This window comes from Mycobacterium sp. FW102-FHT13B02, from assembly GCF_058790275.1.
Genome location: NZ_JBYTCM010000032.1, coordinates 12,012 through 27,099, shown reverse-complemented (window position 1 = coordinate 27,099; position 15,088 = coordinate 12,012). Strand labels below are relative to the sequence as shown.

The following is a 15,088-nucleotide window of genomic DNA, read 5'->3' as shown; positions in this document are numbered from 1 at the left end:
AGGGCGCCGGAACTATCGTGGACCAGTGAGGTCAGCGCTGCTGGGGCCGCGACTTCGGTCGGCTGGTAGCGCTGCGAAAGGGAGAGCCGCATGCCCGAGCCAGCAGCGATGACCGCCGACAGTTTCGCCGCACGAGCGACACTGTCGATCGATGACTTGAACTACGACGTCTACCGCCTCGACGCCGTCGACACCGCCGTCCGGCTGCCCTACAGCCTCAAGGTGCTGTTGGAGAATTTGCTCCGAAACGAGGACGGCCATTCGGTCACCGCCGAGCAGATCTCCGCCCTTGCGGCGTGGTCGCCCACCGAATCCAGCGACACCGAGATCCAGTTCACGCCGGCCCGGGTCCTGATGCAGGATTTCACCGGTGTTCCCTGCGTGGTCGATCTGGTCGCGATGCGGGAGGCGATGACCGCTCTGGGCGGTGATCCCGGCAAGATCAACCCGCTGGTGCCGACAGAGCTGGTGATCGACCATTCGGTGATCGCCGACGTGTTCGGCCGGCCCGACGCCTACCGAGTCAACGCTGATCTCGAGTTCAGCCGGAACAAAGAACGCTACCAACTGCTGCGATGGGCTCAGCAGGCGTTCGACGACTTCCAGGTCGTGCCGCCGGATACCGGCATCTGTCATCAGGTGAACCTCGAGTACTTGGCCCGGGTCGTGTTCACCCGGCAGAGCTCCGATGCTCTGCTGGCCTATCCGGACACCCTGGTCGGCACCGACTCGCACACCCCGATGGTCAACGGGCTGGGGGTGCTGGGCTGGGGCGTCGGGGGGATCGAGGCGGAGGCGGCGATGCTTGGGCAGCCGATGAGCATGCTGATCCCCCAGGTGCTTGGGCTCAAGCTGACCGGCGCATTGACCGAGGGGGCGACAGCCACCGACCTGGTCCTCACGATCGCCGCACTGCTCCGCAAGACCGGTGTCGTCGGCAAGTTCGTCGAGTTCTACGGCCCCGGCGTGGCGAATGTGTCGGTGGCGAATCGGGCGACGATCGGCAACATGAGCCCCGAATACGGTTCGACCTGTGCGATCTTCCCCATCGACGGCGAGACGCTCACCTACCTGCGCCTGACCGGGCGCCCCGAACAGCAGATTCGGCTCGTCGAGGCGTACGCCAAGGAACAGGGCATGTGGCATGACCCCGACCACGAACCGGTCTACAGTCAGCGCCTCGAACTGGACCTGGCCACGGTCGAGCCGTCGATTGCCGGACCCAAACGCCCGCAGGACCGTATCCCGTTGGCCGCCGCATCCGATGCCGTCGGGTCGCTGTTGGGTGGCGCGACACAGTCGGTCGCGCTTGCGGCCGGGCTCGACGAGGCGTCTTTCGAGTCGTTCCCCGCCAGCGATCCGATCGCGATCGACCACGATCGTGACGTTGACGGCCCCGCGGCCCCGTGCGCCTGCAGCGAGCGGCACGACTGGCCGTCCGATCCGGTTCAAGTGTGCCTCGACGACGGTGTCGACGTTTCTGTCGATCACGGGCATGTCGTCATCGCGGCCATCACCTCGTGCACCAACACCTCGAACCCGTCGGTGATGATCGGCGCCGGACTGCTCGCCAAGAAAGCCGTCGAGCGGGGCCTGACCCGCAAGCCGTGGGTGAAGACCTCGTTGGCGCCCGGCTCGCGGGTGGTCACCGACTACTACGACCGCGCCGGACTGACCCCCTATTTGGACAAACTCGGCTTCGCACTGGTCGGCTACGGCTGCACTACCTGCATCGGCAACTCCGGGCCGCTGATCCCACAAGTCGCCGACGCGGTCACCAGCCACGATCTGACTGTCTGCTCCGTGCTGTCGGGCAACCGCAACTTCGAGGGCCGAATCCACCCCGAATGCAAAATGAACTTCCTCACCTCCCCGCCCCTGGTCGTCGCCTACGCGTTGGCCGGCACCATGCTGGCGGACATCCTCCACGACCCGCTCGCCACCGGCTCGGACGGGCAGCCGGTGTACCTACGCGACATCTGGCCGAGCACCCAGGAAATCGAGAAGGTGATCGACGAGTGCGTGCGTTCGCAGATGTACACCGATGGCTATGCCGATGTGTTCTCCGGCGACGACAACTGGCGCAGCCTTGACATCGTGAGCGGGCCGACCTTCGCCTGGGAGGATTCCTCCACTTATGTTCGTCGCCCCCCGTATTTCGACGGCATGCGCACCGAGCCAGATCCGGTGGGTGACATCAACGGGGCGAGAGTGCTTGCCGTGCTGGGTGATTCGGTGACCACCGATCACATCTCGCCGGCCGGGGCGATCAAGGCCGACTCACCGGCCGGCACCTACCTACAAGAGCATCAGGTGGCGCGTAAAGATTTCAATTCCTACGGATCCCGGCGCGGCAACCACGAGGTGATGATTCGCGGTACGTTCGCCAACATTCGGCTGAGGAACCTGCTGGCCCCGGGCACCGAGGGCGGGTTCACCCGGTATTTTCCCGACGGCGAGGCAATGTCCATCTTCGGCGCCGCCACCCGCTATGCCACCGAGGGCGTGCCGCTGATCATCCTCGCCGGCGCCGAGTACGGGTCCGGATCTTCACGTGACTGGGCGGCGAAGGGCACGCTGCTGCTGGGCGTCAAAGCGGTGCTGGCGACGTCGTTCGAACGAATCCACCGGTCCAACCTGATCGGCATGTGCGTGCTACCACTGCAATTCGCGTCGGGGCAGACGGCCCATAGTCTCGGGCTCACCGGCGAGGAGGTCTACTCGATCACCGGCCTGACCGCCAACGGAACGTCGGGCCCGCTACCGCGTCAGGTCACAGTCCGAGCCATGTCGGGTGATTCCACGACAGAGTTCGCCGTCACCGTGCGGATCGATACTCCGGCCGAGGCTGCCTACTATCGCCACGGCGGAATCCTGCAGTACGTGCTGCGACAGCTGCTCGCGCAGAGCCCAGATCCTGGCAAGAACCAAGGACACGAGTGACCTCGCCGCGTGACCCGTCCGGTGATCGCGCCTGCGCCCCGGCTACGACCCGATGCCGGGTGCGTTCGTGATCAATCACCCGGCGTTCACGATCGAGCCGTGGTGTCTGCGCGCGTCCGAACTCGAACTGGACGTATTGGCCCAGGCTGAGTCGCTGTTTGCGCTGTGCAACGGACACATCGGCTGGCGCGGCAATCTCGATGAAGGCGAGCCGGCCGGCTTGCCTGGCTCGTATCTCAACGGCGTCTACGAGCTGCATCCGCTGCCCTACGCCGAAGCCGGTTACGGGTTCCCCGAGTCGGGTCAGACGATGATCAACGTGACCAACGGCAAAGTCATCCGGTTGCTGGTCAACGACGAGCCGTTCGACGTGCGCTACGGGACACTGCGGGCGCAGGACCGGTGCCTGGACTTTCGCGCCGGGACCCTGCACCGCCAGGCGGAGTGGGTTTCCCCGGCCGGCTGTGCGGTGCGCGTCACCTCCACCCGGCTGGTGTCGCTCGTGCAGCGCTCGATCGCCGCGATCTGCTATGAGGTGCAGGCCGTCGACGGTCAGGCCCGGGTGGTGGTGCAGTCCGAATTGGTAGCCAACGAGGACCTGCCGGCCTGCGCCGATGACCCCCGCGTCGCCGCGGTACTTGAGGCACCCCTGGTCGAGGAGGCCGACGCCGCCGAGGGAGCCGGCGCCGGGCTGGAGCACTCCACCCGCGGCAGCAGGCTGCGGATCGCCGCGGCGATGGATCACGACATCGACGGGCCACCCGACACCGACGTACTGGCCGATAGCTTCCCCCACCTGGGCCGGGTGACGGTGTCAGCGACGCTGCAACCAGGCCAGTGCTTGCGGCTGGTCAAGTACGTCGCGTACGGCTGGTCGGCGGTCCGCTCGCTGCCGGCCGTGCGGGACCAGGCCGACGCCTCCCTGGCCGGCGCCAAGAACACCGGGTGGGAAGGCTTGCTCGCCGAGCACCGGGCCTACCTCGACGATTTCTGGGAATGCGCCGACGTCCAGGTCGAGGGCGACACCGAGATCCAACAAGCCGTCCGGTTCGCGATGTTTCACGTGCTGCAGGCCGGCGCCCGCGCCGAAGGGCGGGCCATCGCGGCCAAGGGCCTCACCGGAACCGGCTACGACGGTCATTGCTTTTGGGACACTGAGACGTTCGTACTGCCGGTGCTCACCTACACCGCGCCGGCCGCGACCGCACACGCCTTGCGGTGGCGGCACAGCACCCTGCCGCAAGCGCGCGACCGCGCGCGCCAACTCGGGCTTGCGGGTGCGGCGTTCCCATGGCGCACGATCCACGGCGAGGAATGTTCGGGCTACTGGCCGGCCAGCACCGCGGCCTTCCATATCGGCGCGGACATCGCCGCGTCGGTGATCCGTTATGTCGACGCCACCGCTGACGACGGTTTCGAACGTGACATCGGGCTGGAGCTGCTGACCGAGACCGCGCGGTTGTGGCGCTCGCTGGGCCACCACGACAGGCAGGGTCGATTCCGAATCGACGGGGTCACCGGGCCCGACGAGTACAGCGCTGTCGCCGACAACAACGTCTACACCAATCTGATGGCGCAGCAGAACCTGCTGGGAGCCGCGGCCGCCGGTGAGCGTCACCCGGACCAGGCCCGTGAACTCGGTCTCGGCGAGGAAGAGATGGCCGCCTGGCGGGATGCGGCGCACGCGATGCACATCCCCTATGACGACGCACTCGAGGTTCATCAGCAGGCCGACGACTTCACCAGCCATCAAGAGTGGGATTTCACCCACACCGCACCCGAGCAGTACCCGCTGCTACTGCACTTTCCGTACTTCGACCTCTATCGCAAACAGGTGGTCAAACAGGCTGATCTGGTGTTGGCCATGCAGCTGCGCCCCGACGCGTTCACCGCCGAGCAGAAGGTCCGCAACTTCGCCTACTACGAGCGGCTCACCGTCCGCGATTCATCACTGTCGGCGTGCAGCCAAGCGGTCATCGCCGCTGAGACCGGTCACCTCGATCTGGCCCACGACTACCTCGGCGAAGCGGCGCTGATGGACCTCGACGACCTCGAACACAACACCCGCGACGGCCTGCACATTGCCTCGCTGGCCGGCGTCTGGACCGCGCTTGTCGCCGGATACGGGGGTATGCGCCATCACAACCACACACTGAGCTTTGCCCCGCGCCTGCCCGAGGCTCTGAGTCGGCTCAGCTTCGGCGTCCGGCTACCGGGACGCCGGCTACGCGTCACCGTCACCGCCGCCGGCGCGTCCTACGTCCTGCTCGATGGTGAACCCTTGCCCTTGCTGCACCACGGCCAGCAGATCACCGTCACCACTGGCAACCCGACCGCTCACCCGATCCCCGACCGTCCGGACCGACCGCCACTCACCCAACCCCACGGACGCGCCCCTGCGAGGCGGCGGCCCGTCGAGACGCCCGACGCGAGCACCGATCGATGACGGACGCCTTCTGACGCAGACCGATCATCGGTGGCTCATCAGCTCGCCAAGGTCGGTGACGACCGTGTCGGCGCCGTGTGCAAGGAGTTCATCGGCCTGTCCGACGCGGTCGACCCCGATCACGTAACCGAATCCGCCGGCCCGCCCGGCCGCTACACCGGCCAAGGCGTCTTCGAACACCGCAGCGCAGGATGCGTCGACGCCGAGAGCGCGGGCGCCGGCAAGAAACATGTCGGGTGCCGGTTTGCCCGCCAGATGCTCCTGCTGCGCGGTGAGGCCGTCGATGCGCTGTTCGAACAGGTCCTCGATGTGCGCAGCGATCAGCGCGTCGCGGCAGTTGGTGCTGGAAGACACCACCGCCCGCCGCAACCCACCGTCTCGCACTGCTCGCACGTAGGCAACCGAGCCCGGGTATGCCTGCACCCCGTCGCGCCGCAGCCGGCGCAACACAATCTCGTTCTTGCGGTTCCCCAGACCTTGCACCGTCTGGGCGTCGGGCGGGTCGTCGGGATGTCCTTCGGGCAGGTCGATGCCCCGGGAGTTCAGGAACGCTCGCGTGCCGTCGGCGCGCGGCTTCCCGTCGACATAGGCGTCATAGTCGCCGATCGGGTCGAACGCGACGAACGGCACGTCGGCGTGCTGCGCCCGCGCCCGCAGGAAAGAGTCGAACATCTCCTTCCACGCTGCGGAATGCACCCGCGCGGTGTCGGTGAGCACACCGTCGAGATCGAACAAACACGCCGATACCCGCTGCGGCAGGCCTAACGCTCCCAGACCGTCCGAGACCGCCCCCGACCCATGACGCCTACCTGGGTTCATCGTGTCTCCACCGTCGACCGGAGCCCTGCCGGTATCCCCTGGCTGCGGTTCACGGCCTGCAGCGATATCCCGGACATCTCAAGCAGTCTGCGCCCTTTACGGCCTACCTCGCAGAAGAATTCGCCTCCCATCAACGGCGGCGAGCACACCCCCGAACCCGCTGTCCCGGACTGTGCCTCACGGTGAGACCAATCGGCTTTCTGATCGAGGGGAACAGTGTTGCTTGTAGAGCAGTGAACTACCCCGGGTTTTGTTCCTAGTCGGTTGCGAGGGCCGGGGTAGTTCGGCCGACAGGCCCAAACCATGGATGTGCCTTGGCCGAACACCACGGTCACGCAAGCCCCCCCGAATAGCAAACAAATCGCCTACAACTCGAGTAGACATTCACGCGCAGGCTCGCGACTGCACACCGCCCTACGACTAGGTGTCGCCGGCCCGATCACCTGCCTCCGCCGCACGCCACCGCCGCCAGGAATACGGCGGAATCGAATACGGAGGGTTACCAGCAAACCACTGAATATTGCACTGCGCACCAACGGGTTTCAACTCCACCGCACCCTGCCCTGGCCTAACTGATAGTGCCCCGTTCCAACGCCCACCGATGCTGGAAGGGCAATACCTCGGCAGCGATCTCGAAATCGGCGTCGTAGTGCAGCAGTGTCACATCATGGGCGTTGGCAAGGGTGGCGATCAGTAGGTCGGCCATGCCGACGGCGCGATGACGACCAGTGCCGGCCAGCGATCGCTGCGCATCCAACGCCGCCTGCCAGTGTTCATCGTTGGTCGGTAGGTACTCGTATGCGAGGCGGCGATCTGACCATATCTGCGCGTGGTCCGCGGCGGACTGGGCGCTGTAGAGCGCCTCGGCATCAAGCTGAGCGGTGGTTGCGACCAATCCGGCCTCGATAAGCGGAGCAAGTCGGTCGGCGACCTCGGGGTTTGTCATCCGTGCCGCGGCGCTGGTGTCGATGAGATAGCGCGCTACTACCGCCACACTTCACCTCGTTTACCAGGGTCAGTCATCTCCCCCATACCGCCAGACTTCAACCATTCGATCTGGCGAGCGCGTGCAGACGCGGCTGCGGCCTGCTGCAACGCGATGCGGACGGTATCTGATACGCCAGAGGTCTTAAGTTCCTTTTGCGCGGCGGCCAACAGGTCGTCATCGAGGTCAATCAAACGCTTGGTCATCTCGCCACCCTCACGTATATACGAAGTCTTGGTTGAGTATATACGCGCGCGTCCTCAGTCGGCTACACCAACCGTGAACGGAGAATATGCAGCAATCGAATATGCAGGATTACCAGTAAAGTACTGCGTTTTCATCGGATGCATCGTCAGTCGACAACCTCCGTCTATATCCGGTCACGTAACCAAGCTGTGAGCTTCACCAATTTATCGACCGGCTGGCGGATCGATGCTGCGCTTTGACCGCACATGGCCGAGGAATACGGCGGAATCGAATACTGAGGGATACCAGTTAAATGTGTCGTATTGCGCTGCATCCCAATAGTTTTCATATGATGCTGCCCGGCCGCGACGACGCCGTGCTTAGAGATCGAGGACGATGCGCAGCGCTGCGTCAACGCGGCGCATCTCCTCGAAGCTGAGGAATCCGGCGCGGTTGCCGAGCCGGCCTGGGTCAACTGCTGCGGTCTGCTCGGCAAGTACCCGGGTGTTCACGCCGTCGATCTCAACTTCGGGACGAAAACTGGCGGCACGAGCCGATGTGGATGTTGGCGCAACCAGCCAGGTCGACAGCGGCAGTTGATCTGACTGGACTACTACGGCGTATCGGGAACCGGACTGCTCGTGACCACGACTCCCCCGCGGGGCGTGTAACCGAAAGACCTCACCACGCACGCAACGTCTCCATATCGCGCAGCACCTGCATGGCCTCAGCGCGGTCAAACTCGTCTTCGGCAAGACTTTCCGCCTCGGCGCGAACCGCCGCATTGGCCTTCCGGCGTGCGGCATCGATGAGAGCAGATCGAACGGCCACGGACACAGCCGTGCCGTCTTTGGTCAAGACCTCCAGCGCCTTCGACGTGTCTTCGTCGGGCCTGAAGGTAATCGTGTCGGCCATAGCAACCAGTGTACGACATTTCGTAAGACGACCGTCGGATCGAGATGAACGTCTTTTCACCCCCGTGCCCGCCTCTGGCTGATTGACCGTGCGACCCGCCCGGAAGGTTTGGGACGAATACGACCCGTATTGATACCACCGATATCCAATAAAGTACGTCGTTTTCATCTGGGCGCACCCTGCATCTGACGGCTTCACTCCCGGTGCCGCGACGTGTGTCGACGAATGGCCGGATGCTTCCGCACGCGCCGTAGGCTGACGGCGTGCACCACGTGACTCTGGCGAGTGCCGTGTCGACGGCGGCGTTGACGTTTGGGCTGGCGGCTTATGCCGCATTGATCCTGGCCGGCATCGCGGTGGCGATCTGCGACGTACGCCGGCACCGACGCGGGCGGGCGATCGCCGCCGCGGTGATGGTCGGGATGCTGACCCTGGGCGGGCTGGTTATCGCAATCGCCAGCAGTGTGGTGTGAACCAGACACGAAGATGCCGCGGCTAAGGCAACGGATACTGGATGACGCTATCGGCGACAATCAGCGACCGTCTGCCCAAACTGATTGTGATGCATGGAGCATGCGTTGTCCGCTGGCCCGCGTGTAGGCCTCTACGGCCGCAGCGGCCTTGTCCGGATCGTGTGCTTCGATTGCGTCGGTGATCTTCAGGAGATCACAAACGATCGCTGCGGCGTCCTCGTAGGCGGCGGTGAGTTCGTGTTCACGCCCACCGAAGGCGGTCTCGACCCAGCGGTACATCAACGCCAGTGCACGGTTGCCGGTGACATGGATCAGCACCGCGAAGTAGGCAAGATCGGCGGCCTGGCGCGCACCAGCGGAGTCCGCGGCCTCGACGGCGGCGAGCGCCGAACGTAATGTGCTGAAGTCCTCGGGCGTCCCACGCTCGGCAGCCACTCGACCGATGTATGCACCGAGGACTTCGCGAATCTCGAGCAGTTCAAGTAGGAAGTCAGGGCCCAATCGTCGGACCAACGCCTCAACCATCGCGGGGTGAGTGAGCGTGCCCGGATCACGCACCACGTTGCCGCTCCCCTGCCGGGCTTCGATCAACCCCATGTGCTGAAGTCTGGCGAGTGCTTGCCGAAGTGAGGTTCGGTTGACTCCGAGTTGCTCGGCAAGCTCCCGTTCGGGCGGAAGCGCAGTACCCGGTGGAAATGCGCCGTCGAGGACCGCCTCAGTGATTGACGTGGCGATCTGCTCATCGACGCGCTGTCGATTTGGTTGCGAAAGAGGGCTTGACTGGTTCATTGGCTCAACCAATATAGTAGGCGGCATGACGGACGAACGCCACACGGCCGAAGCCCCTCGATGGAATGGGCGGCCCGGCCGAATGGAAGTTTGGTACGCCACCCTGTCCGACCCGGTCACGCATGCAGCAGTGTGGGTGCACTATGAGACGGTCAGCCCGGTCAACGGATCGGGGCCTTACGCTCATGGTTGGGTCACGTGGTTTCCGTCGGACGGACCGCCTTGTACTCGACGGTTCGGTCCGGAACCCGTCGCCCCTGTTCTCATCGGCGGACCGTGGTGCAGCGTCGGCGGTGCCAGCATTGGGCCGGAAGTCATTGTCGGACAGTCTGGTTCGTTTGCCTGGGACTTGCATTGGCAGGATGCCTCCGCGCCGCTATGGACGTTCCCCCGGTACGCCTGGGAACGCGAAGTGCTACCCGGTGCTCAGGTCGTTATCGCGCCCTCCGCGCATTTCAGTGGCTCGATCACTGTGGGCGAAACGACGCACAGCATCGACGGCTGGCGTGGTGCCGTGTCCCACATCTACGGCCATGGCAACGCCCGTCGCTGGGGCTGGATCCACGCCGATCTGGGTAATGACGACGTGCTTGAGGTCGTCACCGCGGTGTCCGGTCGGCCGGGCTTACGTCGCCTGAAGCCTTTGGCATTCCTGCGATTACGCGTCGACGGTCGAGATTGGCCGACGGGCCCGCTGCCGGCGCTACGCGTGCGCACCATCCTCAGCCTGCATCACTGGCAGCTTGAGGGCCGCATCAGTGGACGCGATGTCCTCATCCGCGTCGATCAGCCGCCCGCGCGGTGCGTGAATCTGAGCTACACGGATCCCGATGGCACCACCTGCGTGTGCACCAACACGGAGCAGGCCGACATCCACGTGGAGATCGGCGACCGCACATGGGCGGTGCTCGGCACAGGGCACGCGGAAGTCGGCCTACGCGGCACTGACGCACCGGCCGTCGACGAAAGGGCCGTGTCATGAGCTTTCTGTTTGATCCGCCGATGCTGGTGGCCTCAGGTGTGCTGATCGAGCGCAAGGTGCCACAGGAGGACCGAGACGCTGCCGAGGCCGCTGTCCTCGGAATGTTCTTCGGTGGTTCCTTCGGTCTGTACCACAACGTCCCCGGACTCGGGATCCTGTGGCGGCCGTTTCGCGCGCAGTGTGGGCGCGACTTCATGTGGAACAGCGGCGTTTTCAACCGGAGCACCGGGGACCTCGGATGGCGTATGCATGCGCTGGCGGCGGCAATCTTCGCGACCTACCCCTTCTTTCTCAAGCTCGGTCGCCGCTTCGGTCGCCGTGTATGACCACGCTCTTCGACTGCGCCACTGCCGGTTTCGGGGCCGCGTTGCTGCCCGAGGAACATGGCGGTCCGCCACCTGCTCTACTCGTCCAGCGAGTCGACCGCTATGTATCCCAGCTGCCCGCGACGACACGGGCGGCGATACGCGGGGGCATGCTCTCCCTTGCTGCGGCAAGCTATCTCAGCACGGGCCGATCCCTGCGACGGCTTGCCCCAGAAGCGCGGGCCCGAATGCTTCATCGCATTGCCTCGTTGGGCCCAGATACCGGTGCCGCAGTCGAGGGCCTCAAAGCTGTTGTCCTGCTGGCCAATGGTGCGGATACGTACGCCTCCGAACTGCTTGCCACCGCCGGCCGCCACGAAGTGGCGCGTCCTGACGCCGCACTGGCGGTGACCCCGTCGGCCGGCTGCAATTCGGTGTTGATGGCCGACGCGGTGATCGTCGGCTCGGGCGCCGGAGGCGCAATGGCGGCGCGCACCCTCGCGCGCGCCGGTCTCGACACGATCGTGCTTGAAGAAGGTCGGCGGTGGACCGTCGAAGATTTCCGCACGATGCATCCGATGGATCGCTACGCCGGGCTCTATCGCGGCGGTGGTGCCACAGTCGCGCTGGGCCGGCCGCCGGTGGTGCTGCCGATCGGCAGGGCCGTCGGCGGCACCACCGTCGTCAACTCCGGCACCTGCTATCGCCCGCCGATGGCGGTCCAGGAGCGCTGGCGCGATCGATACGGGTTGGGCCTTGCCAGTCCGGAACGCCTGGGCCCCTTCCTTGATGAGGTCGAGTGCACACTGCAGGTGCATCCGGTTCCGTTGCCGCTCATGGGCCGTAATGGGCAGTTGTTGCTCGACGGCGCACGAGCCCTGGGCTGGCATGCGGCGCAGATCACGCGTAACGCGCCCGGTTGTGGCGCCTGCTGTCAATGCGCATTAGGTTGTCCCCGCAATGCCAAATTCGGTGTGCATCTCAACGCGCTGCCTCAGGCGTGTGCCGCGGGTGCGCGCATCGTCTCCGATGCGCGGGTAGAACGGGTCCTGCATGAACGCGGCCGTGCGCGGGGTGTTCGTGCACGCCGTGCTGACGGCTCTGCCTTTGACGTGATAGCCCCCATCGTGATAATCGCAGCAGGAGCGACGGAGACGCCGGGACTGTTGTGGCGCAGCGACTTCCGAGCGCACCCGCATCTCGGGCGAAACCTGGCGCTGCATCCTTCGGCACCTTTGGCCGGCCGATTCGACGAGGACATCGTTGCCTGGCGCGGCGTACTGCAGAGTGCCGCCGTCGAGGAACTGCACGAGACGCACGGTGTCCTCATCGAGGCTACGGCCACGCCCCCCGGAATGGGATCGATGGTGTTTCCGGGCTACGGTCGCGAACTACTCGGATGGCTCGACAACGCGCACAAGGTGGCAACATTCGGCGCGATGGTCGCCGACAGCGGCGCGGGACGAGTGTTACGGACCAAGCGCGGTGACACAGTACTGCGCTACGACATCACGCCATCGGACGCCGCCAAACTCGTCACGGCGATCGAGGCAATGGGCCGGCTGATGTTCGCTGCCGGCGCTGCCGAGGTACTTACCGGCATCCCCGGTGCACCGACGGTCAGCACACTGGCGGCGCTGCAGGACGCGTTACGGCGCGTCGACCCGAAAGCGTTGCATCTAGCGGCCTTCCATCCGACGGGCACTGCCGCAGCCGGTAGCGACGAACAACGCTGTCCTGTCGATGGAACCGGCCGCCTGCGTGGCTGCCACGGTGTTTGGGTCGCCGACGCGTCCATCCTGCCCAGCTGTCCCGAGGTGAATCCGCAGGTATCGATCATGGCGCTAGCCGTCGGTGTGGCGGACGAGGTCGTCGCCTCCTGCAGGTAGCAAGCCTCCACACCGGCTCACTCCGATGGCATGCTGGTCGTGCGCGGGCCTAGTGCGACCGCCGCGTATCGACCTACAACTTGAACATCGTTGAGAACGGACTCTCATGCGAGTGCCTCGTGCTGTCGCACATTCAATCGCAGCATCACTAATCCGGTGGCGCGCTCGCTGACTCCGTGGCTTCCATGTCTGGGGACGCTTGAGCACACCGGACGCAAGTCAGGCCAGCGCTATCAAACGCCACTGTTGGTATTCCAGACCCGCCGGCTCAGCCAGGCACAATGATGAGCTTGCCCCGCTTGGCGAATCCGTCTTGTTCGAGTTGCGTAAGGGCTGAGATTGCTTGCGATAGTGGCACCGTTTGGGCGATGGGTAGCCGCAGCACCCCTTCGCCGGCAGCTCTCGCGACCGCCTCGATATCGGCTGTGACTGCCTTGGCGATCACGACGCGGAATGGGCCAGGCAGTGCGCTCCTGAGCATGTTCGCTGGACTCGGCTTGACGCTGACGATACGGCCATTGGGTGTCAACATCTTTCGGGCGTCTCCGACAGGTAACGTGCCGGCGGAGTCCAGGACGACATCGAATCGGCGTGTGAGAGCGGTGGGATCGAAGTCGAAGTCGACGATCGGATCGATACCGAGCTCGCGTGCCTCGTCCGCCGAGCCGGCCCGGCAGCTTCCCGCCACGGCCGCCCCGTGTGCCAACGCCAGTTGTACCGCCGAGCGGCCCACTCCCCCAAGGCATCCGTGCACGAACACCGACTCGCCACGCTGCAGCTTCCGTTCGTTGAACAGGGCTTGGTACGCGGTCAGACCGACAGTGGGAACGGCGGCCGCCTCCTCGAATGTCAAGGCGGCGGGCTTCGTGACGACACCCTTCTCTTCGGCGACGATCACGTCGGCGAACGCGCCTGACCACTTGATCGGCGATCCCCCGAGCACCTCGTCCCCCACACGCAGCCGAGTCACGTCGTCACCGACAGCTTCGACAATGCCGGCGAAGTCGTAGCCCATCCCACGTGGGAAGGTTCGGCCGGTCACCATCTTCATCGCGCCGTTTCGGATACCGAAGTCCATCGGGTTAGCACCGGCCGCGCGCACTCGGACGAGAACATCGTCGGCGCCGAGTTTCCTGGGCTCGAAGTCTTCGAGCCGCATGACGTCCGGTCCACCGTAGCGGTGGTACTGAATTCGCTTCATCGTGGGCATGTGAGTTCTCCGATTAGTGGTGTCGTGTGTCAACGGGATATGGGCATTGCCAGAACAGATTCGAGGAATGCCAACGTTCTGTGATGCAGCGGCGCCGCGTTGAAGTGAGCAGACCCGTGGTCGCCGCCGACGATCTCCACCAAGTCCGCCCGGACCCCCACGGCTGTGAGTGCGCGATGCAGGCGCCGGCTCTGCTCGATGCCGACGCGACGATCCCTGTCCCCGTGGGCGATCAGGAAAGGTGGCGCGCCGGGGTGTGCCAGGCGGCACAGGTTTCCCCGCTCAACCACCTGCGGTTGGCTGGATGGCACGAATCCGAAGAAGCGCGCCAGCGTGCTGTCGGGACCGTGCATTCGTTCGATGGCGTCGGGGTGTGCGTCCTCATCGTGTTTGAGGAAATCGGTGGGTCCGTAGTGCTCTACGACAGCGATCAGACCGCGGGACACCTCTGAGTAGGGTTCGGGGCTGCTCACCAGGTCGCTGTCGTCTGCGGCAAGCGCCACGGCGCTGATGAGGTAAGCCCCTGCGCTGGAACCGAAGCCCACGATGCGCTCAGAATCCAAGCTGTAGCGATCGGCGTTGGTCCGTACCCAGCGCACGGCCGTAGCGACGTCTTGGATGGCGGCAGGAAAGACGGCCTCGCCACTGAGGCGGTACTGAACCGACACCACGGCAAGGCCGGCTTCGAGCAGGAATCGCCATGGGCCCATTTGCTTGGTGCCGGTGAAAAAGCCTCCCGGATGTGCGTACACGATCACGGGAACCGGTGTGGCTGCAGGGTAGTGCGGGATGTGCAGGTCCATGGTGAGTTGCCGAAATCCGATGCGGGTGGCGTATGGGTGGTCCAGAAAACTCGCTACTCCGGGGAAGACTTCAACCGGCGGCAGAGTGTCGAATTCGGGCCGGAGCACTGCCGAGAGCATTTCTTCAGGGATATCGACCGGCATGCCGGGAATGTGCAAGGGATGACTCCTTTCGAAATCTGCTGCAGTAGAGGCTATTTCGACCTCACGGTCCGTGCGGCGCGGTCTCGATGAGAGCGTGATCGAGTAGCCAGCCGAACGACTTGGACGGCAGGGATCGCGGAATCAGGTGTTTAACCAGAAGATCCGCAGCGCTGCTGGTGACGATCTTTCATTCCAATTC

14 protein-coding genes and 1 pseudogene are annotated in these 15,088 nt (G+C 64.9%); 7 read left to right on the top strand and 8 right to left on the bottom strand.

The window, feature by feature from the left end; all coding sequences use genetic code 11:
* The first annotated feature begins 108 nt into the window (after positions 1–108).
* Both AC3WTE_RS30545 and AC3WTE_RS30540 read left to right on the top strand, forming a co-directional pair.
* Entirely contained in the window at positions 109–2,943 is a 2,835-nt protein-coding gene (locus AC3WTE_RS30545) for an aconitate hydratase (RefSeq protein WP_492443220.1), read from the top strand.
* Between the two features lie 67 nt (positions 2,944–3,010).
* Complete coding sequence (locus AC3WTE_RS30540) at positions 3,011–5,389, top strand: glycoside hydrolase family 65 protein (RefSeq protein ID WP_492443193.1); 2,379 nt, start codon at positions 3,011–3,013, stop codon at positions 5,387–5,389.
* 24 nt (positions 5,390–5,413) lie between these two features.
* Here AC3WTE_RS30540 and AC3WTE_RS30535 read toward each other — a convergent pair whose 3' ends face one another.
* From AC3WTE_RS30535 to AC3WTE_RS30515, 5 genes are all read right to left on the bottom strand, one after another.
* Positions 5,414–6,208 carry an HAD family hydrolase gene (locus tag AC3WTE_RS30535; protein ID WP_492443192.1) on the bottom strand — a complete coding sequence of 265 codons (795 nt, stop codon included), beginning with the start codon at positions 6,206–6,208 and terminating at the stop codon, positions 5,414–5,416.
* Positions 6,209–6,776: 568 nt separating this feature from the next.
* The gene (locus tag AC3WTE_RS30530) at positions 6,777–7,202 is read right to left on the bottom strand and encodes a PIN domain-containing protein (protein ID WP_492443191.1); all 426 of its coding nucleotides are present in this window, start codon (positions 7,200–7,202) and stop codon (positions 6,777–6,779) included.
* Positions 7,193–7,399: a DUF2191 domain-containing protein gene (locus AC3WTE_RS30525; protein WP_492443190.1), complete on the bottom strand. Its 207-nt coding sequence runs from the start codon at positions 7,397–7,399 to the stop codon at positions 7,193–7,195. The genes AC3WTE_RS30530 and AC3WTE_RS30525 overlap by 10 nt, the downstream gene beginning before the upstream one ends.
* Before the next feature lie 360 nt (positions 7,400–7,759).
* A complete protein-coding gene (locus AC3WTE_RS30520) occupies positions 7,760–8,071 on the bottom strand; it encodes a type II toxin-antitoxin system PemK/MazF family toxin (RefSeq protein ID WP_492443189.1) in 312 nt (103 codons plus the stop codon).
* Complete coding sequence (locus AC3WTE_RS30515; RefSeq protein ID WP_492443188.1) at positions 8,061–8,294, bottom strand: hypothetical protein; 234 nt, start codon at positions 8,292–8,294, stop codon at positions 8,061–8,063. Before AC3WTE_RS30515 ends, AC3WTE_RS30520 begins: the two co-directional genes overlap by 11 nt.
* A 263-nt stretch (positions 8,295–8,557) precedes the next feature.
* Between AC3WTE_RS30515 and AC3WTE_RS30510 the strand changes: the two genes are divergently transcribed.
* Entirely contained in the window at positions 8,558–8,767 is a 210-nt protein-coding gene (locus tag AC3WTE_RS30510; RefSeq protein WP_492443187.1) for a hypothetical protein, read from the top strand.
* A 60-nt stretch (positions 8,768–8,827) separates the two neighbouring features.
* On the opposite strand, the gene AC3WTE_RS30505 is transcribed toward AC3WTE_RS30510, so the two are convergent.
* Positions 8,828–9,556 carry a FadR/GntR family transcriptional regulator gene (locus AC3WTE_RS30505; protein WP_492443186.1) on the bottom strand — a complete coding sequence of 243 codons (729 nt, stop codon included), beginning with the start codon at positions 9,554–9,556 and terminating at the stop codon, positions 8,828–8,830.
* Positions 9,557–9,581: 25 nt separating this feature from the next.
* Here AC3WTE_RS30505 and AC3WTE_RS30500 point away from each other — a divergent pair, with 25 nt between their 5' ends.
* The 4 genes and pseudogenes from AC3WTE_RS30500 to AC3WTE_RS30485 all read left to right on the top strand — a co-directional run.
* On the top strand, positions 9,582–10,538 hold the full coding sequence (locus tag AC3WTE_RS30500) for a tocopherol cyclase family protein (protein ID WP_492443185.1): 957 nt from the start codon (positions 9,582–9,584) through the stop codon (positions 10,536–10,538).
* Positions 10,535–10,864, top strand: coding sequence for a hypothetical protein (locus AC3WTE_RS30495; RefSeq protein ID WP_492443184.1), 330 nt, complete (start codon positions 10,535–10,537; stop codon positions 10,862–10,864). Before AC3WTE_RS30500 ends, AC3WTE_RS30495 begins: the two co-directional genes overlap by 4 nt.
* Positions 10,861–12,732, top strand: coding sequence for a GMC family oxidoreductase N-terminal domain-containing protein (locus AC3WTE_RS30490; protein ID WP_492443183.1), 1,872 nt, complete (start codon positions 10,861–10,863; stop codon positions 12,730–12,732). Before AC3WTE_RS30495 ends, AC3WTE_RS30490 begins: the two co-directional genes overlap by 4 nt.
* 106 nt (positions 12,733–12,838) lie before the next feature.
* Positions 12,839–12,993: pseudogene (locus AC3WTE_RS30485) on the top strand (nitroreductase family deazaflavin-dependent oxidoreductase); the annotation flags it as partial.
* 7 nt (positions 12,994–13,000) lie between these two features.
* Here the strand turns inward: AC3WTE_RS30485 and AC3WTE_RS30480 are convergent.
* Together AC3WTE_RS30480 and AC3WTE_RS30475 are read right to left on the bottom strand one after the other, a co-directional pair.
* Positions 13,001–13,942 carry an NADP-dependent oxidoreductase gene (locus tag AC3WTE_RS30480; RefSeq protein WP_492443182.1) on the bottom strand — a complete coding sequence of 314 codons (942 nt, stop codon included), beginning with the start codon at positions 13,940–13,942 and terminating at the stop codon, positions 13,001–13,003.
* A gap of 29 nt (positions 13,943–13,971) precedes the next feature.
* Positions 13,972–14,889 carry an alpha/beta hydrolase fold domain-containing protein gene (locus AC3WTE_RS30475; RefSeq protein WP_492443181.1) on the bottom strand — a complete coding sequence of 306 codons (918 nt, stop codon included), beginning with the start codon at positions 14,887–14,889 and terminating at the stop codon, positions 13,972–13,974.
* Between the last annotated feature and the right edge of the window lie 199 nt (positions 14,890–15,088).

Excerpts from the sequence above, each read along its gene's own strand:
- AC3WTE_RS30535 (WP_492443192.1), bottom strand. The coding sequence starts at position 6,208 with ATGAACCCAGGTAGGCGTCATGGGTCGGGGGCGGTCTCGGACGGTCTG.
- AC3WTE_RS30525 (WP_492443190.1), bottom strand. The coding sequence starts at position 7,399 with ATGACCAAGCGTTTGATTGACCTCGATGACGACCTGTTGGCCGCCGCG.
- AC3WTE_RS30515 (WP_492443188.1), bottom strand. The coding sequence starts at position 8,294 with ATGGCCGACACGATTACCTTCAGGCCCGACGAAGACACGTCGAAGGCG.
- AC3WTE_RS30490 (WP_492443183.1), top strand. The coding sequence starts at position 10,861 with ATGACCACGCTCTTCGACTGCGCCACTGCCGGTTTCGGGGCCGCGTTG.
- AC3WTE_RS30495 (WP_492443184.1), top strand. The coding sequence starts at position 10,535 with ATGAGCTTTCTGTTTGATCCGCCGATGCTGGTGGCCTCAGGTGTGCTG.
- AC3WTE_RS30505 (WP_492443186.1), bottom strand. The coding sequence starts at position 9,556 with ATGAACCAGTCAAGCCCTCTTTCGCAACCAAATCGACAGCGCGTCGAT.
- AC3WTE_RS30545 (WP_492443220.1), top strand. The coding sequence starts at position 109 with ATGACCGCCGACAGTTTCGCCGCACGAGCGACACTGTCGATCGATGAC.
- AC3WTE_RS30480 (WP_492443182.1), bottom strand. The coding sequence starts at position 13,942 with ATGCCCACGATGAAGCGAATTCAGTACCACCGCTACGGTGGACCGGAC.
- AC3WTE_RS30475 (WP_492443181.1), bottom strand. The coding sequence starts at position 14,889 with ATGCCGGTCGATATCCCTGAAGAAATGCTCTCGGCAGTGCTCCGGCCC.
- AC3WTE_RS30500 (WP_492443185.1), top strand. The coding sequence starts at position 9,582 with ATGACGGACGAACGCCACACGGCCGAAGCCCCTCGATGGAATGGGCGG.